Below are 20,353 nucleotides of genomic sequence, written 5' to 3' on the forward strand. Positions count from 1 at the left end.
TTTTGGGCAAGCAGTAATTGCCTTTTTGAACGCACTGGAAGGATTTTTCTCCTCATGTTCGACGCAGTCCGCAATAACAAACGAATCGTCCAGGTTTTTCTGGCGTTGATCACCTTGCCGTTTGCCTTCTTTGGCGTTGACTCTTACATGCGTAACGCAGGTTCGGGCGGTGACGTCGCCAGCATTGGCGATATCAAGATCACCCAGCAGCAGTTCCAGCAGACCCTGCGCGAACAGCAGGATCGCCTGCGTACCCAACTGGGCGATAAATTCGATCCGAAGATGCTGGAGAATCCGGAAGCACGCAAGGCCATCCTTGATGACCTGATCAGCCAGCGCCTGCTACTCATTGACGCCAACAAGAAGCACATAGTGGCCAGCAACGAAGCCATCCGCCAGGCAATCGGCGGCATTGACGCATTCAAGGTCGACGGCAAATTCTCCAGCGAGCGCTACGAAGCCGCCTTGCGTGCCCAAGGCATGTCGCCAGCAGGGTTTGAAGCGCAGCTGCGTCAGGATCTGACCCTGCAACAATTGGCCGGCGCCATCGGACAATCCAGCCTGCTTGCCCGCTCTGTGGCTGATCGCCTGCTTGATCTGCAGACGGAAAAACGTGAAGTGACGGAATATCGCCTCGCCCTGGATAGCTACGTCGGCAAGGTCAAGCTGGCCGACGACGCCAGCAAGAAATTCTATGACGAGAACGCCAGCCAATTTGAGACACCGGAGCAGGCCAAGGCCGACTATGTCGTGCTCTCGATGGACGCCATTGCCAGCCAACTGGCTGTCACCGATGCCGAAATCAAGGATTGGTACGACGGACACAAGGATCGCTACGTGCAGCCCGAAGAGCGCCGCGCCAGTCACATCCTGATCGGCAGCGAAAAACTGGGCAAGGACAAGGCAAAAGCCAAGGCCGAAGAACTGCTCGCGGAAATCCGTAAAAACCCGGCAGCCTTCGCCGATCTGGCCAAGAAGAACTCCGACGATCCGGGTTCTGCCTCCAAGGGTGGAGATCTCGGTTACTTCGGGCGCGGCACAATGGTTAAATCCTTTGAGGACGCCACCCAGCGCCTCAAGGAAGGCGAAATCTCCGGGGTGGTCGAATCCGACTTCGGCTTCCACATCATCAAGCTGACCGGCATTCACGCCGCCAAGGAAAAGCCGCTGGCCGACGTCCGTGCCGAAATTGAGTCCGAATTGAAGAAATCGGCTGGCTCGCGCAAATTTGCCGAAGCAGCCGAAGCCTTCAGCAATATGGTTTATGAGCAATCAGACAGCCTGAAGCCGGTCGCCGACAAGTACAAGCTGACCATCCAGCACTCCGACTGGCTTGGCCGCAAGGCCAATCCGGCCAACGGTACGCTGGGCAACGAAAAGATCATCGACGCCTTGTTCTCCGATGAAGCCGTAAAGAACAAGCGCAATACCGAGGCCGTCGAAATCGCCGCCAACACACTGGTTGCTGCACGCATTGCCGATTACAAGCCCAAGGCATTGCAGCCCTTTGACAGCGTCAAGGCCAGCATCGAAAACCTGCTCAAGCAAAAAGAGGCTCAAGTGCTGGCCGCCAAGGATGGAGAAGCGCGACTTGCAGCCTTGAAGAAAGGTGACGACAAGCTGACCTGGGGCACTTCCCGGACGGTATCGCGCCTGGATGCCCGTCAATTGCCAGCACCTGCCGCCCAGTCCGTGTTCCGCATGGATACCGGCAAGCTGCCTTCCTATACCGGCGTCGAACTGCCTGGCGCCGGTTACGCGCTGTACAAGCTGATCAAAGTTGAAGCTGGTGAAAAGCTCGACGACACAAGCAAGCAGGGCATGCTGAAACAACTTGGCAATCTGGTTGCTCAGGAAGAAGTTCAGCTTTACCTGGCTGCCTTGCGCAGTCGTTACAAGGTGGAAATCAATCAGGCCGCACTGGACGCCAAAGAGAAGTAAATTTTCTTCTCATGCCAAAAAGCGGGCTATGGCCCGCTTTTTTATTGCCTGGTTTTTTATTGAGAAACGGTTGGAGAAGTCCAGACAAGTCCAAATAAAAACGCCGACTGGATTAAACCAGATCGGCGTTTTGGCCATTTTTTCGGGTTGACCGCGGGACAGTGATTCAGCCCCTGTTTTCCTGGCCGCCGAAAGCTGTTTCGGTGGCTGTCACTGCATCAAGCCGGTAGCGGGTCGGCGTTGCCCAGCGCCGTCGTGTTCATGCCGCCATCGACGTACATGATTTCGCCGGTAATGCCGCTGGCCAGATCGGACAACATGAAAGCGGCAGCATTGCCGACTTCATCAATCGTCACGTTACGACGAAGCGGAGCATTGTGCGAGTTGTAGGCGAGCAGCTTGCCGAAGTTGCCGATGCCGGAAGCTGCCAGCGTCTTGATCGGACCGGCTGAAATGGCGTTGGCACGGATACCTTCAGGGCCAAGGCAGAAAGCCAGGTAGCGGGTCGCCGCTTCCAGGCTGGCCTTGGCCAGACCCATGGTGTTGTAGTTCGGCATGGTGCGCTCGGCGCCGAGGTAGGAGAGGGCAAGCGCAGAACTCTTGCGCCCCTGCATCATCGGGCGGGCGGCCTTGACCAGCGCCGGGTAGCTGTACGAGGAAATTTCGTGTGCAATCCGGAATGAGTCACGGGTGATGCCGTTCAGGAAATCGCCTTCGATGGCTTCAGTGGGCGCGTAGGCAATGGAGTGAACCAGGCCATCGAGTCCGTCCCAGTGTTTAGCCAGTTCAACGAACAGGTTATCAATTTGTTCGTCGCTGCTGACATCAACCTGAACCGTGATGTCGCTGCCGAATTCGGTCGCAAATTTCTTGATTCGGTCTTCGAAGCGTTCAGTCTGGTAGGTAAAAGCGAGTTGTGCACCTTCACGGTGGCACGCCTTGGCAATGCCGTAGGCAATGGAATGCTTGGAAAGCAGACCGGTGATCAGAATTTTCTTGTCGGCGAGAAAGCCCATTTGATGTTCTCCCTAAGGGGTTTAGCCGCGAGATTATAAACCGGGAAACACTGATTCGCGGCATGCGAACATCGTTTCGGATTCAGGCTTACATATTCGGGTAAGTCGGGCCTTCGCCGCCTTGTGGAACAACCCAGTTGATGTTTTGGGTCGGATCCTTGATATCGCAGGTTTTGCAATGCACGCAATTCTGCGCATTGATCTGCAGGCGCGGGTTCCCACCACTTTCATCACGCAGGATTTCATAGACGCCGGCCGGGCAGAAGCGCTGCTCGGGGGCATCGTATTGCGCCAGATTGACGCTGATTGGCACACTGTCATCCTTCAATTGAAGGTGGCAGGGCTGATCTTCCTCATGATTGGTGCTGGACAGGAAGACGGACGAAAGACGATCAAAGGTAATGATGCCATCCGGTTTCGGATAGGCGATCGGTTCACACTGTGCGGCCAGCTTCAGTTTGGCGTGATCAGGTTTGCGGTTATGCAAGGTCCACGGCGCCTTTCCGCGGAGCACGACCTGATCGATACCGAACATGATGGAACCGAGCATCAGCCCCTTGTTCATCCATGGCTTAAAGTTACGTGTTTTATGAAGTTCATCGTATAACCAGCTGTTTTTAAACAACTCTGGATAGGCGATCAATTCATCGCGCTGACGTTCGCCGGCCAGCGCCTCGAAGCATGCCTCTGCGGCCAGCGAACCGGTCTTGATGGCGCAGTGCGAACCCTTGATGCGGGCTGCATTGAGAAAACCAGCATCGTCACCGATCAATACGCCACCAGGAAAAGTCAGCTTGGGCAAGGATTGCAGGCCGCCAGCGGTCAGGGCACGAGCACCGTAGGCGATACGCTTGCCACCTTCAAGGAATTTGCGGATTTCCGGATGCGTCTTGAAGCGCTGGAATTCTTCGTAGGGCGACAGGTGCGGGTTGCTGTAACCGAGGCCGACGACGAAACCGACGGCGATCTGGTTGTTTTCCAGATGGTAAAGGAAGCCGCCACCATAGGTATCGGGCTGCATCGGCCAACCACCACTGTGAATCACCAAGCCGAGCTGATGCATATCCGGATGGATTTCCCACAGTTCCTTGAGGCCGATGCCGTAAGTTTGCGGATCAACGCCGTCGCGCAGGTTGAATTTGACTTCGAGTTGCTTACCAAGGTGGCCGCGGCAACCTTCGGCAAAGAAGGTGTATTTGCCATGCAGTTCCATGCCTAGCTGGAAATTCGGGCCTTCCGAGCCGTCATGCAGGCGGCCCATATCGCCGGTGGCGACGCCTTTGACGGCACCGTTTTCATCGAACAGCACTTCGGATCCGGCAAAACCAGGGTATATCTCCACACCCAGCGCCTCGGCCTGCTCGCCGAGCCAGCGACAGACATTGCCCAGCGAAACCACCTGATTGCCCTCATTGTGAAAGCAGCTGGGCAACAGGCTGTTCGGTACCTTGGTGGCACCGGTTTCGGAGAGGATGAAGAACCGGTCTTCGGACACCGGCGCATTGAGCGGGGCACCGTCTTCCTTCCAGTTTGGTAACAATTCGTTCAGGGCGCGAGGATCCATGACCGCGCCAGACAGAATATGGGCGCCGATTTCAGCGCCTTTTTCGATCAAACAGACACCGAGGTCCGTACCTTTTTCTACTGCCAGCTGTTTCAGACGTATTGCTGCCGCCAAGCCCGCCGGGCCGCCACCAACGATGACGACGTCGAATTCCATGGATTCACGTTCCATGATGTCTCCTGATTTTATTGTTAGCGTGTTTTCAATACGGTACAGTATGGAAATATATTGATCAACCCCACTCTAGTATTCAGGATTATGGAACACAAGAAAAAGCTGATTCACGTCACCAAAATGCCCATCCGCTGGGGCGACATGGATGCCTACGGGCACGTTAACAATACGGTTTATTTCCGCTACATGGAGCAGGCGCGGGTCGAGTGGATCGAGGCTATGCAGGTGCCCGTGCGTCCGGGCGGCGCCGGGCCGGTCATTATCAACGCCAGCTGCACCTTCCTGATTCCGATGAATTATCCGGGCATGGTCGAAGTGCGTACCTTTGTTGGCGCGATTGGCCGCTCCAGTTGCCAGACCTATGTCGAAATGCGCATCGAAGGCGATGGCCGAATCTTTGCCGAAGGGGCAGCAAAGGTCGTCTGGATGGATACGCAAACCGGAAAATCGGTACCGCTTCCTGATCACGTGCGGGCTGTGCTCGAAGCAGAGTAAACTCGCAGCCCATTGCAGCATCGAAACTGAAGAGCATGGGCAAACGAAAAATCTGGGAAAAACTGCTGTCGAGCGAACGGCTGGGTGCCGGCAAGGCGCCCGGTACAGCGGAACGTACAGCCTTTCAGCAGGATTACGACCGCATCGTCTTCACCTCCGCCTTCCGGCGCATGAAGGACAAGACACAGGTTTTCCCGCTCTCCAAGAGCGACTATGTCCGCACCCGCCTGACACACAGCCTTGAAGTCAGTTGTGTCGGGCGTTCGCTGGGCGCCGTGGTGGGTCGTGAAATCATTGCCCGGCATGGCTTGCAGCACGTCGAGTCTGGTGATTTCGGGGCTATCGTTGCCGCCGCCTGCCTGGCTCACGACATCGGCAATCCACCTTTCGGCCATGCCGGCGAAGATGCCATTCGCGAATGGTTTCGCCATTCCGGCCTGCTTGAACGGCATGATTTCACGCCGGTCCAAAAAGCCGACTTCGAGCGCTACGAAGGCAATGCGCAGGGATTTCGCATTGTCAGCCGGCTGCAAAGCCCGGCCAATCCCGGCGGTCTGCAACTCAGTAGCGCCGTTCTCGCCACCTTTACCAAATATCCGCGCCCATCGCACCTCGATACTGAGCTGGATGGCATCAGTGGCAAGAAATTCGGCTTCTTTCAGCAGGATGCCGATAATTTTCGGCAAGTGGCACGGTCAACCGGATTAATCGAGCGAATTCCAAATATTGCCTGGCATCGCCATCCGCTGGCCTTTCTGGTCGAAGTAGCCGATGACACCTGCTACCTGATCGTCGATCTGGAAGACGCTGCCCGACTGGGTTTCGTGCCCTACAAGGACGCCGAATGCCTGCTCGCCGATCTGGCCGGCAACACGATTAATGGCGGGCGTCTGGATCGTCTGCACGACCCCAAGGAGCGCCTTGAATACCTGCGCGCCAAGGCCATCGGCTGCCTGCTGGACAGCACCGCTGCCGTCTTTCTGGAAAACGAGGACGCCATCCTGAGTGGCAAATTCGACGATGAACTGCTCAAGAGCTCGCCCATCGCCCATCCCTTGCAGGCGATTCTCAAACTGGCCAAGGAGACAATCTACAACGCCCGGCCGGCGCTGGAGATAGAGACGGCGGGTTTCGAAGTACTCGGCGCCTTGCTGGGCCTGTTTACCAACGCGGTCGAGGCGAAGGCAGGGCATGCCCGCTTCACGACCCGCGAGCGCATGCTGCTCAACTTGCTACCGACACAATTCCTTGGCCACGAAGGAGAGCCGGATGCCGACCCGTACATTCGTCTGCTGCAAGTCGCCGATTTCGTAGCCGGGATGACGGACTCTTACGCCGTTGATATGTACCGCAAGCTCAAGGGTTTCGATCTACCTACCTAGAAATCCTCAGCATTCGCCTGGCTAACACCAAGTGGCACCCGCCCTAAATTTGAGTTAAATTGTCATTAATGCTAATTTTACAAAAATAATGCCTTTGGCGTGGCATAAGGTGCTGAAAACCAATAACAACGAAGGGAAATAACGTGTTTTTTTCAGGCGGCAAACAACTTGCGGTACTAAAACAGGATCTTCAGGCCGCACAAGCCAGAGAGATGGCTCTTGAAAGCGAACTCCAGGCATTGCGCCACGAATTTTCCCAGCAACAAGAGGCTGCCCGCCTGAAAGAACGGGAGCTTGATGCCCTCAAGGGTGTTCTCGGCAATCTGGCCTTGTTTAGCGAATCCCTTGGTGGCTCCCAGACCAGCTTGGGTCAAATGGCTGCGACACTCAAGGAAGAGAAAAATCAGGCTATTCAGGCAACCGAGGTTTCAATCGCCAGTGGTCAGACGACGACCGAAATTGCCTCCAACCTGCATCGTCTCGCCCAGGATTCTGCGGTGACAGCCAAGGAGGTCGAAGGGCTGGCGCTTCTGGCCAGCGAGATTCGAAAAATCGTCCAGTTAATTCACGAAATCGCCGACCAAACCAATCTGCTGGCGCTCAATGCAGCGATCGAGGCAGCCCGTGCAGGAGAATCCGGACGTGGATTCGCCGTGGTCGCCGACGAAGTCAGAAAGTTGGCGGAACGCACCTCAAAGGCAACGACGGATATCGAAGGCCTGGTTTCAGGAATCGCCAAAAACTCCGCTTCAGCCAAGGATTCGATGGAAATCCTCTCGCGCACTGCCGACGATTTCAGCCAGCGCGGCAGCCGTGCCACCGAAGACATGCAGCGCTTGATGACGCTGTCGAGAAAGATGGAAGAAGTGATCGCAGGCAGCGCATTGCAAAGCTTTGTCGAACTGGCCAAGGTGGATCACCTCGTTTTCAAATTCAGGGTTTACATGGGCCTGTTCGGCTTGATCGACCTACAGACCAGCCAAGTCGCTTCACATACCGCATGCCGACTCGGCAAGTGGTACTACGAAGGTGAAGGCAGGGATTGCTTCAGCCGCCTCGCCGGTTACCGTGAAATTGAGGCACCGCACATTGAAGTGCACAAGATGGGTATCGCTGCGCTTGAGGAAAAACAGTCAGGTAATTCCGAAGCGATGTTAAGACACATTGAACTCATGGAACGTGCCAGTTTTGCAGTTATCGACAATCTGCAGCGCATGTCGGATTCGGCAATGAACAATCCGGCGCTGCTCTGCCATAGCTAGCCTGCCTCGATCCTGGCAAAGAGTTTTGTCTGGATTGATTTTCTGCTTGCCAAAAACCAATGACTGTACAAAAATACAGTCATTGGTTTTTAGCGGAGGCCGGCCATGAAACTCACGCCACGGCAGCAGGAAATTCTTGATTTCATCAAAAGCACGCTGGAAGTCCTGGGCGCGCCACCGACGCGCATGGAAATCTCCAGCGCCTTCGGTTTTGCTTCGCCCAATGCGGCTGAAGATCACCTCAAGGCGCTGGCCAAGAAGGGCGCCATCGTCCTTGAACCGGGCTCGGCGCGCGGCATTCGGCTGGTCGAACAGCTTGGTTTGCCGCTGATCGGCAGCGTCGCCGCCGGCTCGCCCATTCTTGCCGTTGAAAACGTGCAGGGGCGCTACGCCTTCGATGCCAACATGTTCTCGCCCAAGGCCGATTTTCTGCTCAAGGTTCGCGGGCTGTCGATGATCGACATCGGCATGTTCGATGGCGATCTGCTTGCTGTGCACAAGACCAACCAGGCGCGTGACGGCCAGGTTGTCGTGGCGCGGATCGATGAGGAAGTCACCGTCAAGCGCCTGCAGCACCGGGACGGCTTCATCGAGTTGATCGCGGAAAACCCGGACTTCGAGCCGATAGTCGTTCGACCGGGTGAGGCCGAATTTGCCATCGAAGGTATTGCCGTCGGCCTGATCCGCGGAGCGATCTCGAAACTATCATGACCCCTATGCCGTTGCCGGTCGCTTTGGCGGATGTGCTGGCCAGAGGCGATGTCTGGCGCGGCGACACGCTGGCCTGCCTGCCGGAAAGCGCGATTCCGAGTGGCCATGCCGAACTTGATGCCGAATTGCCGGGTGGCGGCTGGCCACGCGGCAATTTGACCGAAATTCTCGTTGACCGCAGCAGTGTCGGTGAAATGAGCCTGCTGTTGCCGGCCTTGGCCCAGTTGTCTGCGGCGGGGGGCTGGTTGGCGCTGGTCGCGCCACCGTGGCAGCCGCATGGTCCGGCCTGGGCGGCGGCCGGGCTGGCGCTCGAACGGCTGGTCATTGTGCAGGCGGGCAAGAATGCGGCTTGGTCTATTGAACAATTGCTTGCCTGCGGCGGCTTTGCCGGCGTGCTGGCCTGGCCGGATGCTGGCATCAGCCCCCAAGCCTTGCGCCGATTGCAGGTAGCCGCCGAAGGGCGTTCGGTTTTTGCCTGTTTATGGCGGTCGACCGCAGCGGCACAGGCGCCGTCTCCCGCGCCGCTGCGTGTCATGCTGAATGCGGTGGCCGAGACAGGTCAGCTTTCAGTACGCATCATCAAGCGGCGTGGCCGACCCGTTTCCCGGCCACTTGATTTATCCATCCCTCGTCCCATTCCTTATCCCGGGAGATCGTCGCGTGCTGTGGCTGGCTCTTCACTTTCCCTTGTTGCCGCTCGAGGCGCTGCCGCTACGCCAGTCGCCTAGCGCAGTCGTCGCTCGCGGGCGGGTGCTGGTGGGGGATCGGGATGCCATGGGTGCAGGGGTTTGTGCCGGACAAAAACTGTCGACAGCACTCGGCCTGCTGCCCGGGCTGGCAGCTTTTGAGCGTGACGAAAAGCGCGAACGACAGACGCTGGAAAGCCTGGCCTGCTGGGCCGGACAATTTACGCCGACCATCAGTCTGGCGCCGCCGGATACCATGCTGCTCGAAATCGGCGGCTGCCTTCGCCTGTTCGGGGGCGCCGAGGCGATCATCGCTGCGGCGCTGGCCGGTTGTGCCGAACAGTCGTATTCGGCGCGTTGGGCCGCTGCGCCGACGCCGCTGGGGGCTGGCTGGCTGGCGCGGATCGGTGCGGGCAGCGTTTATCCGGACATGGCTGGCATGCAGTCGGCCTTGGCCAAGCTGCCTTGTGCCGTTCCGGGCTGGCCGAAGGAGGTTGAAAATCGGCTGGAATCCTTCGGCCTGAAGCGGCTGGGTGATCTGCTGGCCATTCCCGGCGCGGGTTTGCGGCGGCGTATCGGCCATGAGCCGGTCGATGATTTGCTGCGGGCCTGGGGCGATCTGCCCGATCCGCAAAAGTCTTTTGTCTTTCCCGAAAATTTCGCCATCGACATTGAATTGCCCGCCCGTGTCGAGCATGCCGAAGCGCTGGTTTTCGCCGGACAGCGCCTGTTCGCAGCGCTCGCCGGCTGGTTGCATGGCCGGCAGTTGCTGGTGCGTTGCTGCAGCTTGCAACTGACACATGATGAGGGCGCACCGACTTCGCTGGCCTTGAACTTTGCCGAGCCGGCGGCCGATGAGGCGCGTTTTGTCCGCCTGCTGCGCGAGCATCTTTCCCGGCTGAAACTCAAGGCCCCGGTCGAAGCCTTGCGCTTGCAGGCGGATGAACTGGTCGGCAAGCCCGGTGCCAGCGGGCAGTTGTTCGAGCAGGCGCCGGACGGTGAAGGGGCGCTGGCCTGTCTTGAGCGACTGCGCGCCCGCCTGGGCGAAGGGGCGGTGCAGGCTTTGGGTGAAGCGGCCGATCATCGACCGGAATGCGCGACGCGAGCGCACGAAGTAGCTTTCGATTTTGGCCAAAATTTCGGGTTGACCGTAGCAATGACGAAAACGTCTCAACAGTCGTCAGGAATTGGCCGAAACCGCCCGCTGTGGCTGCTCCCCAAGCCGCAAGCCTTGCCTGAACGCGCCGGCAGCCCGCAATGGCATGGCCCGCTGAAACTCCTGTCGCGCTCCGAGCGGCTGGAAAGCGGCTGGTGGGATGAAGGCGAGGATGGTGCTACTGGCGACGTTCGGCGCGATTATTTCGTCGCCCGTAATCCGCTCGGGCAATGGGCCTGGGTGTTCAGGAACGCCGACGGCTGGTTTCTGCACGGTCTTTTCGCCTGAGTTAATCTGGCTGTTGTGTCGATAACAAGGGGGTTGTGATGCGGAAAATGATTTTTGGGCTGTTGTGCTGGCTGGTGCTGTCGCCATTTTTTCTGACCCATGCCGAAATCGGGCCGGTTGGCATCGTGGTCATGCATGGCAAATGGGACAAACCTAACGGCCATATCATCGATTTTTCAAGCGCCATGGAACGGGCCGGATTACTCGTTGTGACGCCCGAAATGCCATGGTCCGGCCGGCGTTCGTACGATGCCGGCGTTGCCGCCATGGAAGGCGACATTGATGCGGCTGTCGGCCAGCTACGCCAGCGGGGTGCCCGGATAATCATTCTGGCCGGGCACAGCTTCGGGGCGGCGGGAGCCGTCCGTTATGCGGGAAGACACAAGGTGGACGGCGTGATCGCGCTGGCACCTGGCCATTACCCGGAAGGCGGTTATTTCACCAACCTGACGGCAAACAGTCGCAGCAAGGCGCAAGCCCTGCTCGATGCCGGCAAGCCGGATGAAACCGGATGGTTCGACGATCCTAATTCCGGTGGTCGCCTCAAGCAGGTCAAGATGAGCGCCCAGACCTATCTCGACTTTTTCGATCCGGCCGGCCCCATGAATTTCGGCAACAATGCGGCCGCCGTCCTGCCTGGCACCGCCGTGCAGTGGATCATTGGGCAAGCCGAGGAAAATGGCCTGCAGGCTGCGGCTATGCGGGTATTCGAACGGCTGCCCAAAGAGCTGGCGGCACGACAGATTGATGTCCCCGGCGGCCACCTGGAAACGCCAGGCAACAGCGCCAGCGTCGCACTCGACTGGATCCGTTCCCTGCAGCCTGAAGCGGCACCAGCTGCCCGCTGAGAAATGATCCGCAGCCGTGCCGCTACCCGAATACGCCGAGTTGCATTGCCTCTCCAATTTCAGTTTCCTGCGCGGTGCCTCGCATCCGTCTGAACTGGTCGTCCAGGCTGCAGCGCAAGGCTATACGGCACTGGCGCTGACTGACGAGTGTTCGCTGGCCGGCATTGTCCGAGCGCATCAGGCGGCAAAACAGGCCGGACTGAAGCTGATCGTTGGCAGCGAAATGACCACCCTCGATGGTCTGAAACTGGTCTTCATGGCCAAAAACCGCGAGGGCTACGGCAACCTGTCGGCGCTGATTACGCTGGCCCGGCGACGAGCGGAGAAGGGCAGTTATACCCTGCAGCGGCATGACCTGAACGTCGTGTCGCCGAACGGCGCAGTGCCCGATTGCCTGGTGCTGTGGGTGCCGGGCGAAGCGGCATCGGTCGAAGACGGGCGCTGGCTGGTCGAACGTTTTTCCGGCCGACTCTGGATTGCCGTCGAGCTGCATGCCGGGCCGGACGATGTCTGCAAATTGGCTGATCTAAATGCTTTGGCAGAGGCTTGCGACTTGCCGCTGGTGGCTGCTGGCGACGTCCACATGCACATCAAGGCCCGGCGGCCGGTGCAGGATGTGCTGACTGCGCTGCGCCTGAAAACCACGGTTTTCGACGCCGGCTATGCGCTGTTTCCCAATGGCGAACGACATCTGCGTTCGCGCCTGCGCCTGTCGCGCCTCTATCCGCCCGAACTGCTGGCCGAAACGCTGAAGATCGCCGACCTGTGCAGCTTTTCGCTCGACGAGCTGCGCTACGAATATCCGGAAGAGATCGTGCAGCCCGGTCATACGCCGATTTCCTGGCTGCGTCACGAAACCGAACTTGGTTTGCTGCGCCGCTATCCGCAAGGGGTTCCGGCTGAGGTTAAAAAGCTTGTCGAGCACGAACTGACACTAATCGCCGAACTGAAATACGAAGCCTATTTCCTGACCGTGTACGACATCGTCTGCTTTGCCCGCAGCGTCGATATCCTGTGCCAGGGCCGCGGTTCGGCGGCCAATTCCATCGTCTGCTTCGCGCTGGGCATCACCGAGGTCAGCCCGGATCGTTCGGGCATGCTGTTCGAGCGCTTCATCTCGAAGGAGCGCGGCGAGCCGCCGGACATTGACGTCGATTTTGAGCACGAGCGGCGCCCCGAGGTCATCGCCTACATCTACAGAAAATATGGCCGCGAGCGGACAGCGCTGGCCGCGGCAGTGATCACCTACCGGACCAAGGGCGCGCTGCGCGATGCGGGTAGGGTGCTGGGTTTCGAGACGGCGCGCATTGACGCGCTGACAGCTTCGCTCGCCTGGTGGGACAAGCGCGAGCAACTGCCGGAGCGCTTTGCCGAGCAGGGGCTGGACCCGGCCTCGCCACGCGTCGAAAAATGGTTGTGGATTGCCGGGCAACTGCGCGGCTTTCCGCGCCACCTGACGCAGCATGTCGGCGGTTTCGTGATGTCGCGCGGGCCGTTGGCCCGGCTGGTCCCGGTCGAAAACACGGCGATGGCGGAACGCACGGTGATCCAGTGGGACAAGGATGATCTCGATGCGGTCGGCCTGATGAAGGTCGACGTCCTGGCCCTCGGCATGCTCTCGGCGATCCGCCGGATGCTTTCAATTTTGGCCAAAATTTCCGGTCGACCGTGGCATTTGAAGGATATTCCACCGGAAGACCCGGCCACCTACGAAATGCTCTGCCACGCTGACAGCATGGGCGTCTTCCAGGTCGAGTCGCGCGCCCAGATGGCCATGTTGCCGCGCCTCAAGCCGCGCAACTTTTACGATCTGGTGGTCGAAGTCGCCCTCGTTCGCCCCGGCCCGATTCAGGGCGACATGGTGCATCCCTACCTCAAACGGCGGCAGGGCAGGGAGCGCATCGACAAAGTCTCGCCAGCCGTCGACGCCGTGCTGGCGCGCACCTACGGCGTGCCGATTTTTCAGGAACAGGTCATGCAACTGGCCGTCGTCGCCGCCAATTTCACCCCCGGCGAGGCCGATCAGCTGCGGCGGGCGATGGCCGCCTGGAAGCGCAAGGGCGGTCTCGAACCCTTCGAACAAAAGCTGCTCGCCGGCATGGCTGCCAACAACCTGCCGGAAAGCTTCGCCCGGCGCATCATTGCCCAGATTCAGGGCTTCGGCGAATACGGCTTTCCCGAATCGCACGCTGCCAGCTTTGCATTGCTCGTCTACTTCTCCGCGTGGTTCAAGCGTCACCATCCGTCCATCTTCCTGTGTGGCCTGCTCAACAGCCAGCCGATGGGCTTCTATTCGCCCTCCATGTTGATTCAGGATGCCCGTCGTCACGGGGTCAGCGTGCTGCCACCCGATGTCACCGCCAGCGACTGGGATAGCCGCCTCGACGAAAATAGTGCCGTCCGCCTTGGCCTGCGCCAGATTAGCGGACTGTCAAAAAGCGCTGCTGAGCGCATTGCTACGGTCAACCGCGCCCCGAAGGAAGTCCCCTTGGGGGAGAAAAATCACCCATTTTTGAATGTTTCCGATCTAGCCGCCCGAGCCGGATTGCAACGCCGCGACCTCGACCAGCTCGCCGCCGCCGATGCCCTGCAAAGCCTGGCCGGCCACCGTCGACAAGCCGCCTGGGCTGCCACGGCGGCGGTCGTGCAGGGCGATCTGTTCGACGCCACGCCCATGCGTGAGGCGCCCACCGAGCTTCCCGAGCCGAACGCTGGCGAAAACCTCGTCGCTGATTACCGCAGCCTGAACCTCACGCTGCGCAGCCATCCGCTGACGTTGTTGCGCCAGCCTCTGGCCGAACGCCGCTTTGTCACCGCCGTCGACCTGAAAGGCACAGGCCATTGCGCCTTGGTTCGCGCTGCCGGCATTGTTGTCGGCCGCCAGCGTCCGGGCACCGCCACCGGCATCGTGTTCGTCACGCTGGAGGACGAAACCGGGCTGGTCAATGTCGTCGTCCATCCACAACTCGTTGAAAAGCAGCGGCGCGAACTGCTCGGATCAACGCTGCTCGGCGTTTATGGGCAATTGCAGATAGAAGGCGAAGTCGTTCACCTCGTTGCCAAGCGTCTGGTCAATCTGTCGGACTGGCTCGGCCGCCTGGAAACGTCGAGCCGGGATTTCCACTGACAGCAAGGTCTGACAAACTTCGCTATACTGTACAGATGAACAGTCATCGGCGAATCGCCCACCTCGACATGGATGCCTTCTTTGCATCCGTTGAATTGCTCCGTTACCCGGAGCTACGTGGGCAGCCCGTCGTGGTCGGCGGGCGCAACGTTCATCAGCCGGTCGAGCAGCCTGACGGCAGCAAGCATTTCGCCCGGCTGCGCGAATACGCCGGGCGCGGCGTCATCACCACCTCGACCTACGAAGCGCGGGCATTGGGCGTGTTTTCCGGCATGGGGCTGATGAAGTCCGCCCAGCTCGCCCCCGATGCCATTCTGCTGCCGGCCAACTTTGACGCCTACCGCGACTACTCCCGCCGCTTCAAGGCTGCGGTGGCGACGATTGCGCCACAGATCGAAGATCGCGGCATCGATGAAATTTACATCGACCTCAGCGACATTCCAGAGGAAAGCGAATTGCTGGCGCGGCGCATCAAGCAGGCCGTATTTGAAGCCACAGGCTTGACCTGTTCGATCGGCATTTCGCCCAACAAGCTGCTGTCAAAAATCGGTTCAGACCTCGACAAGCCGAACGGCATCACCATCCTCGACATGGAACAGGTTCAGACGCGAATCTGGCCCTTGCCCGCCAAGAAAATCAACGGCATCGGCCCCAAGGCCACGGAGCGGCTGATCGGCCTTGGCATCAATACCATCGGCGAACTGGCGGCAACGCCCGTCGAGCTGCTGGTCAGAAAGTTCGGACAAAGCACCGGCGCCTGGCTACACCGGGTTTCCCACGGCATCGATGACCGGCCGCTGGTCACCGAATCGGAACCCAAATCGATCAGCCGCGAAAGCACCTTCGAGCGGGATTTGCATGCGAAGCAGGACAGGGCGGAACTATCCGAAATTTTTACCGCGCTCTGCATGCGGGTGGCCGATGACCTCAAACGAAAGGGTTACGCCAGCCGAACCATAGGCATCAAGCTGCGCTACTCGGATTTTCATGCCGTGACGCGGGATGTCACCTTGCCGGGCGGCGTCTGCGATGGCGCTGACATCAGAAAGGCAGCGGGAGAGTGCCTGAAACGGGTGCCACTGACGCAAAGGATTCGACTGCTCGGCGTTCGGGCCAGTGGTCTGGTGCCGCTGGGGTTTTCAGAGGTTGAAGCTGTTTCTGTTCAGGCCGAACTACCGCTTTAGCGAATACGTCATCTTCTGGATTTTGCGAATCTATCATCCAGATTTCGGCCAGGAGCGGTCCCTCAAGAAACGGCTCCATAGCGGATATTTGGCTCTGTCCGTATGATTATTGATTGATAAGGAGACCCGTACCGGATAATCTCCATGTCATTCAAAAGCTTATGAGCGATTCAGCTGTGTCCGTACTATTAGCAATAACCCAGACGTTTCTGCGCCTGAATAACAGTTGGGCGTCTTAGCCATGCAGCATTCTGATCAGCCATCACTTGAACTTGCTAAGGCGCGAGCTGCCATTGGTGAAATGCGCGACGCGAAAACACTCGACGCGCTCGAGGAGGCGTGGAAGGAGTTTCTTGGACGCTTGGAGCGAGTTTGGAACAAAGGAGTAAGTCACTTCGGCAAGAGTCCGAAATGGAACGGATGGAAAGGGCAATTTGAGGGTCTCCGAAAAACTGACCCGCTGCTTTCTTATCTCGTCAACGCTCGCGGTGCAGACGAACACACGGTTAATGAAATTGTTGGCAGAGAGGCTCCTGGCATAGGAATCAATCCTGCTAAGGGGAACAGCCTTTATATCGAACGCATGGAAATCAACAACGGCAACATCTTTATCCAGTCACCGCAGAAGATAAGAGTCGATTTTCTCCCGGCAAGAACTACGCTCCTACCGGTAACAAATCGCGGTCGTGTTTACGCCGTTCCAACATCGCACCTCGGCAACCCTGTCGATCTAATGAATGTCATCGCGGTTGCTGACGTAGCTGCTGAGTTCTACGAAAATTTCCTGGCTAGGGCCGAGGAATTCTTCGTCAAATGAGAGCCAACGGACGACGCCCAATCCACCATTCCACCGGACCTGCGCATAAAGCCGCGCAGGCCGGTGAATTCCAACGTTTGCCTCACAAGACATGCTAATCGCCGACCAAATCAACCTCGCAATTGCGATTGTGTCAGGCTTGACTGCGCTTGCCTCTTTAGCCGTCATGCTTGCAACATTCAAAATACTTCAGGCCAACCGTGAGTCGGTGGCAGTTATGCGAGAGCAGGTGCGCTCCCTTAGCCGTCCATACATCCAGATTACACCGTGGGTTCGAACTGGCAGCACCCTTATAATGCTCACGATTCGGAACGCTGGATCAACGAACGCTAGAAATCTCAATCTATCGATGGATCGCGATTTCTACTTCAATGGCGACATGGGGGCAGGTAAGAATCTGCGAGCGTTCTCCGCATTCACTGAAGTCATCGTGTGCTTGCCACCTCACGCAGAGCTAGTCTTTCATCTCGGCGTCGGCCATGTCGTTTTCAGAAGCCAAGAGCACTGCCCAACTCGATTCACGATCACCGCCGATTACGACTTCGAAGGCGAACACGCTTCCGAAGCCACGGTAGTAGATCTTCAACCATTTCAATTCACCGCACAGCCCATTGACCCGGTGGCCGAGCAGATAGAAAAGCTCACGCAGGCGCTCAAAGAAATTGCGCGAGACGCGAAGTGAGGCCGAACTGGCGCTTAGAGGGGACCGCCTCCAAGTTCCGCCCTCCGGCGGCCCCTCAAGCTGAATGTTCCTGAGCGGTCGCTTTTCCAAGGTTCGACCGGCTGCAAAGGGCACCCAGTTGTCGTTCGACTTTGGCTGACTATCGCCAATGCAATTGGATGGTCTAGTTAATACGATTCCCCTAGCACCGCTTGAGCTCTACTCAATTCGCAGCATGGGCGCGCCAAGGTGCCCGACCTTGACGTAAATGAGCGCCCCCTCGCCACCTGTGAACGGGGTGTGATTGCTCCAGCGCGGGTTTCGCAGCCAGGTTCCGGCCGGGTACTCCCCGAATTCATCATGAAATACGCCGTTAAGGACCAGAATTTCCTCGCCGCCGGGATGCGTATGCGCATTGAAGCGAGTGTGGGGCTTCCATGTCACCAAGGCCGTACTTACTCCGTCGAACTCATGAAGCGGCATCACTGACAAGCCCGGTACAAGGCCGGGGCGCCAACTCGTGGTGTTGGTGTCGAGCACAACTTTCTGGGTATCTCCCGGGGAGAACTGCCATAGCTTGGCGAAAATTGTGCAGCCTTCCCGGGTGAAGGGCGTGTGCTTTGAGCCCGGTGGATTTCGCACGTAGGTGCCGGCCGGGTAATCGCCATGCTCGTCGGAAAACACGCCGTCAAGCACCAGAAACTCTTCACCGCCGCCATGTGTGTGCTCGCTGAACTGCGAACCGGGCGCATAGCGCACGATGCTTGTGGCGCGGGCGATCTCGCCGCCAATTCGATCAAGCCGATGCCGCCAGACGCCGGGGCAGGGGGAGGGTACCCAGGCGTCTTCTGTCACCGGCGGGATGACGACACGTTGATCAAAATCGGCGTTGATGCGGAGGTCGGTGTCGTTCAAAACAGTCTCTGGGTAGGTTCAATGCAGATAAGAGTGAGCATTCGGCAAATCGTTCTGCTTCAGGCTTTCCCGTTCAGTATCCTGGCGTGATAGCGCAGATGGTCTTCGATAAAGCTGGCGATGAAATAGTAGCTGTGGTCGTAGCCGGCCTGCATGCGCAGCGTCATCGAATGGCCATTCGCCTTGGCAACCGCAGCCAGCACTTCGGGCTTCAACTGGATCGCCAGAAAATCGTCGCGGTCGCCCTGATCGATGAGGATCGGGAGTTTTTCGGCAGCGCTGGCGAGCAGGGCGCTGGCGTCCCATTCACGCCAGGCCGAACGATCTTCGCCCAGGTAGCGGGAAAACGCCTTTTCACCCCAGGGTGCCGTCATCGGATTGCAGATCGGCGAGAAAGCCGAAACCGACTGGTAGCGCCCCGGATTGCGCAGGGCGCAAACCAGCGCGCCATGGCCGCCCATGGAGTGGCCACTGATGCAGCGTTTGCTGGAAACCGGAAAGCTGGATTCGATCAGCGCCGGCAATTCATGCACCACGTAGTCGTGCATGCGGTAATTTCGATCCCACGGCGCCTGCGTTGCATTCAGATAGAAGCCAGCACCGAGACCGAAATCCCAGGCGCCATCAGGGTCCCCGGGAACATCGGGGCCACGCGGGCTGGTGTCCGGCGCCACGATGATTACCCCCAACTCGGCTGCCATCCTTTGTGCGCCGGCCTTCTGCATGAAGTTTTCGTCGGTGCAACTCAGGCCGGATAGCCAATACAGCACTGGCAGCTTTTCGCCTTGTTCGACCTGCGGCGGCAGATATACGGCAAATACCATGTCGCAATTCAGCACTACAGAGCGATGTCGGTAGCGTTTGTGCCAACCACCAAAGCTTTTCTGAAAGGAAATGTTCTCGAGCGTCATCAGGGACTTTCCAGCTTAGAAGTGAATGACGGTACGGATGCTCTTGCCTTCGTGCATCAGGTCAAACGCGGTGTTGATTTCTTCGAGCGGCATGGTGTGGGTAATGAAGGTATCAAGCGGAATTTCGCCCTTTTGCGCCTTTTCGACGTAACCCGGCAACTCGGTGCGTCCCTTGACCCCGCCGAAGGCCGAACCGCGCCAGACGCGGCCAGTGACCAACTGGAAGGGGCGTGTGCTGATTTCCTGCCCGGCGCCCGCAACGCCGATGATGGTCGATTCGCCCCAGCCCTTGTGGCAGCACTCAAGCGCCGCTCGCATCAAATGCACGTTGCCGACGCACTCGAAGGAATAATCGACGCCACCATCAGTCATTTCGACGATGACTTCCTGGATCGGCTTGTCGCAATCCCTGGGATTGACGAAATCGGTCGCACCCAATTCCTTGGCGATGACAAATTTGGAGGGATTGATATCGATTGCGATGATGCGCGAAGCCTTGGCCATGGTCGCACCGATGATCGCCGCCAATCCGATGCCACCAAGGCCGAAAATGGCCACCGTTGCGCCTTCTTCAACCTTGGCGGTGTTGAGCACGGCGCCAATGCCGGTGGTGACGCCACAACCCAGGAGGCAGACCTTTTCCAGCGGCGCTTCCTTGGGAATCTTGGCCAGCGAGATTTCCGGCAGCACGGTGTATTCGGAGAAGGTCGAGCAGCCCATGTAATGGAAGATCGGCTGTCCCTTGTAGGAGAAACGGCTCGTACCATCCGGCATCAGGCCCTTGCCCTGCGTAGCACGCACAGCCTGGCAAAGATTGGTCTTGCCCGACAGGCAGAACTTGCATTTGCCACATTCGGCGGTGTACAGCGGAATCACATGATCGCCAACGGCCAGCGAAGTAACACCATCACCGATGGCTTCGACAATGCCACCGCCTTCATGGCCGAGAATGGTCGGGAAGATGCCTTCTGGATCGTCGCCGGAAAGCGTGAAGGCATCGGTATGGCAGACGCCGGAAGCGACGATTCTGACGAGCACTTCACCCGCCTTCGGCGCCTCGACATCCACTTCAACGATTTGCAAGGGTTGGTTGGCGGCAAAGGCTACGGCGGCACGGGATTTTATTGTCATGGAAGCGCTCTCAGGATGGATGTGATGGGGACATTATAATTATTGCCAGTCGGCTAATGAATCACCATCGTGCAATTGATTATT

Annotated in this window: 17 protein-coding genes; 12 read left to right on the forward strand and 5 right to left on the reverse strand. The window is 58.4% G+C overall.

The features are described from left to right. The first annotated feature begins 54 nt into the window (after positions 1-54). Entirely contained in the window at positions 55-1,941 is a 1,887-nt protein-coding gene (locus IPJ12_00550; protein ID MBK7645702.1) for a SurA N-terminal domain-containing protein, read from the forward strand. A gap of 218 nt (positions 1,942-2,159) precedes the next feature. Here the strand turns inward: IPJ12_00550 and fabI are convergent, their stop codons facing one another. Next, positions 2,160-2,957, reverse strand: coding sequence for an enoyl-ACP reductase FabI (gene fabI / locus IPJ12_00555; protein MBK7645703.1), 798 nt, complete (start codon positions 2,955-2,957; stop codon positions 2,160-2,162). A gap of 88 nt (positions 2,958-3,045) precedes the next feature. After that, positions 3,046-4,692 carry an electron transfer flavoprotein-ubiquinone oxidoreductase gene (locus tag IPJ12_00560; GenBank protein MBK7645704.1) on the reverse strand — a complete coding sequence of 549 codons (1,647 nt, stop codon included), beginning with the start codon at positions 4,690-4,692 and terminating at the stop codon, positions 3,046-3,048. A gap of 87 nt (positions 4,693-4,779) precedes the next feature. Between IPJ12_00560 and IPJ12_00565 the strand changes: the two genes are divergently transcribed. The 11 genes from IPJ12_00565 to IPJ12_00615 all read left to right on the forward strand — a co-directional run bounded on the left by IPJ12_00565 (position 4,780) and on the right by IPJ12_00615 (position 17,333). Beyond that, entirely contained in the window at positions 4,780-5,190 is a 411-nt protein-coding gene (locus IPJ12_00565; protein ID MBK7645705.1) for an acyl-CoA thioesterase, read from the forward strand. Between the two features lie 35 nt (positions 5,191-5,225). Further along, on the forward strand, positions 5,226-6,572 hold the full coding sequence (locus IPJ12_00570; protein ID MBK7645706.1) for a deoxyguanosinetriphosphate triphosphohydrolase: 1,347 nt from the start codon (positions 5,226-5,228) through the stop codon (positions 6,570-6,572). A gap of 212 nt (positions 6,573-6,784) precedes the next feature. Continuing rightward, entirely contained in the window at positions 6,785-7,834 is a 1,050-nt protein-coding gene (locus tag IPJ12_00575; protein ID MBK7645707.1) for a CZB domain-containing protein, read from the forward strand. A gap of 105 nt (positions 7,835-7,939) precedes the next feature. Next, positions 7,940-8,545: a transcriptional repressor LexA gene (gene lexA / locus IPJ12_00580; protein MBK7645708.1), complete on the forward strand. Its 606-nt coding sequence runs from the start codon at positions 7,940-7,942 to the stop codon at positions 8,543-8,545. Then, positions 8,542-9,273 (forward strand): translesion DNA synthesis-associated protein ImuA, encoded by a 732-nt coding sequence (gene imuA / locus IPJ12_00585; protein MBK7645709.1) that lies wholly within the window; start codon positions 8,542-8,544, stop codon positions 9,271-9,273. The genes lexA and imuA overlap by 4 nt, the downstream gene beginning before the upstream one ends. Continuing rightward, a complete protein-coding gene (locus IPJ12_00590) occupies positions 9,206-10,675 on the forward strand; it encodes a DNA polymerase Y family protein (GenBank protein MBK7645710.1) in 1,470 nt (489 codons plus the stop codon). Before imuA ends, IPJ12_00590 begins: the two co-directional genes overlap by 68 nt. A gap of 38 nt (positions 10,676-10,713) precedes the next feature. Further along, on the forward strand, positions 10,714-11,523 hold the full coding sequence (locus IPJ12_00595; GenBank protein MBK7645711.1) for an alpha/beta hydrolase: 810 nt from the start codon (positions 10,714-10,716) through the stop codon (positions 11,521-11,523). A gap of 16 nt (positions 11,524-11,539) precedes the next feature. Continuing rightward, positions 11,540-14,650: an error-prone DNA polymerase gene (locus tag IPJ12_00600; GenBank protein MBK7645712.1), complete on the forward strand. Its 3,111-nt coding sequence runs from the start codon at positions 11,540-11,542 to the stop codon at positions 14,648-14,650. Between the two features lie 35 nt (positions 14,651-14,685). Further along, positions 14,686-15,834, forward strand: a complete 1,149-nt coding sequence (dinB, locus tag IPJ12_00605) for a DNA polymerase IV (protein MBK7645713.1) — start codon at positions 14,686-14,688, stop codon at positions 15,832-15,834. A gap of 241 nt (positions 15,835-16,075) precedes the next feature. Next, positions 16,076-16,651 (forward strand): hypothetical protein, encoded by a 576-nt coding sequence (locus IPJ12_00610; protein MBK7645714.1) that lies wholly within the window; start codon positions 16,076-16,078, stop codon positions 16,649-16,651. 91 nt (positions 16,652-16,742) lie between these two features. Next, a complete protein-coding gene (locus IPJ12_00615; protein ID MBK7645715.1) occupies positions 16,743-17,333 on the forward strand; it encodes a hypothetical protein in 591 nt (196 codons plus the stop codon). A gap of 198 nt (positions 17,334-17,531) precedes the next feature. On the opposite strand, the gene IPJ12_00620 is transcribed toward IPJ12_00615, so the two are convergent. From IPJ12_00620 to IPJ12_00630, 3 genes are read right to left on the reverse strand one after another with little or no spacing between them, the layout of a single operon-like run. Continuing rightward, complete coding sequence (locus IPJ12_00620) at positions 17,532-18,227, reverse strand: cupin domain-containing protein (protein ID MBK7645716.1); 696 nt, start codon at positions 18,225-18,227, stop codon at positions 17,532-17,534. Between the two features lie 59 nt (positions 18,228-18,286). After that, complete coding sequence (fghA, locus tag IPJ12_00625; protein ID MBK7645717.1) at positions 18,287-19,138, reverse strand: S-formylglutathione hydrolase; 852 nt, start codon at positions 19,136-19,138, stop codon at positions 18,287-18,289. 15 nt (positions 19,139-19,153) lie between these two features. Continuing rightward, complete coding sequence (locus tag IPJ12_00630) at positions 19,154-20,269, reverse strand: S-(hydroxymethyl)glutathione dehydrogenase/class III alcohol dehydrogenase (protein ID MBK7645718.1); 1,116 nt, start codon at positions 20,267-20,269, stop codon at positions 19,154-19,156. Positions 20,270-20,353 lie beyond the last annotated feature (84 nt).

The organism is Betaproteobacteria bacterium, assembly GCA_016709965.1.
In the GTDB taxonomy this organism is placed as follows: Bacteria; Pseudomonadota; Gammaproteobacteria; order Burkholderiales; family Rhodocyclaceae; genus Azonexus; species Azonexus amarohabitans.

Bases quoted from the DNA above. Each gene is read 5' to 3' on its own strand.
- lexA (MBK7645708.1), top strand. From the start codon at position 7,940: ATGAAACTCACGCCACGGCAGCAGGAAATTCTTGATTTCATCAAAAGC.
- fghA (MBK7645717.1), bottom strand. From the start codon at position 19,138: ATGACGCTCGAGAACATTTCCTTTCAGAAAAGCTTTGGTGGTTGGCAC.
- IPJ12_00595 (MBK7645711.1), top strand. From the start codon at position 10,714: ATGCGGAAAATGATTTTTGGGCTGTTGTGCTGGCTGGTGCTGTCGCCA.
- imuA (MBK7645709.1), top strand. From the start codon at position 8,542: ATGACCCCTATGCCGTTGCCGGTCGCTTTGGCGGATGTGCTGGCCAGA.
- IPJ12_00610 (MBK7645714.1), top strand. From the start codon at position 16,076: ATGCAGCATTCTGATCAGCCATCACTTGAACTTGCTAAGGCGCGAGCT.
- IPJ12_00630 (MBK7645718.1), bottom strand. From the start codon at position 20,269: ATGACAATAAAATCCCGTGCCGCCGTAGCCTTTGCCGCCAACCAACCC.
- IPJ12_00615 (MBK7645715.1), top strand. From the start codon at position 16,743: ATGCTAATCGCCGACCAAATCAACCTCGCAATTGCGATTGTGTCAGGC.
- IPJ12_00565 (MBK7645705.1), top strand. From the start codon at position 4,780: ATGGAACACAAGAAAAAGCTGATTCACGTCACCAAAATGCCCATCCGC.
- fabI (MBK7645703.1), bottom strand. From the start codon at position 2,957: ATGGGCTTTCTCGCCGACAAGAAAATTCTGATCACCGGTCTGCTTTCC.
- dinB (MBK7645713.1), top strand. From the start codon at position 14,686: ATGAACAGTCATCGGCGAATCGCCCACCTCGACATGGATGCCTTCTTT.
- IPJ12_00570 (MBK7645706.1), top strand. From the start codon at position 5,226: ATGGGCAAACGAAAAATCTGGGAAAAACTGCTGTCGAGCGAACGGCTG.
- IPJ12_00560 (MBK7645704.1), bottom strand. From the start codon at position 4,692: ATGGAACGTGAATCCATGGAATTCGACGTCGTCATCGTTGGTGGCGGC.
- IPJ12_00550 (MBK7645702.1), top strand. From the start codon at position 55: ATGTTCGACGCAGTCCGCAATAACAAACGAATCGTCCAGGTTTTTCTG.
- IPJ12_00575 (MBK7645707.1), top strand. From the start codon at position 6,785: ATGGCTCTTGAAAGCGAACTCCAGGCATTGCGCCACGAATTTTCCCAG.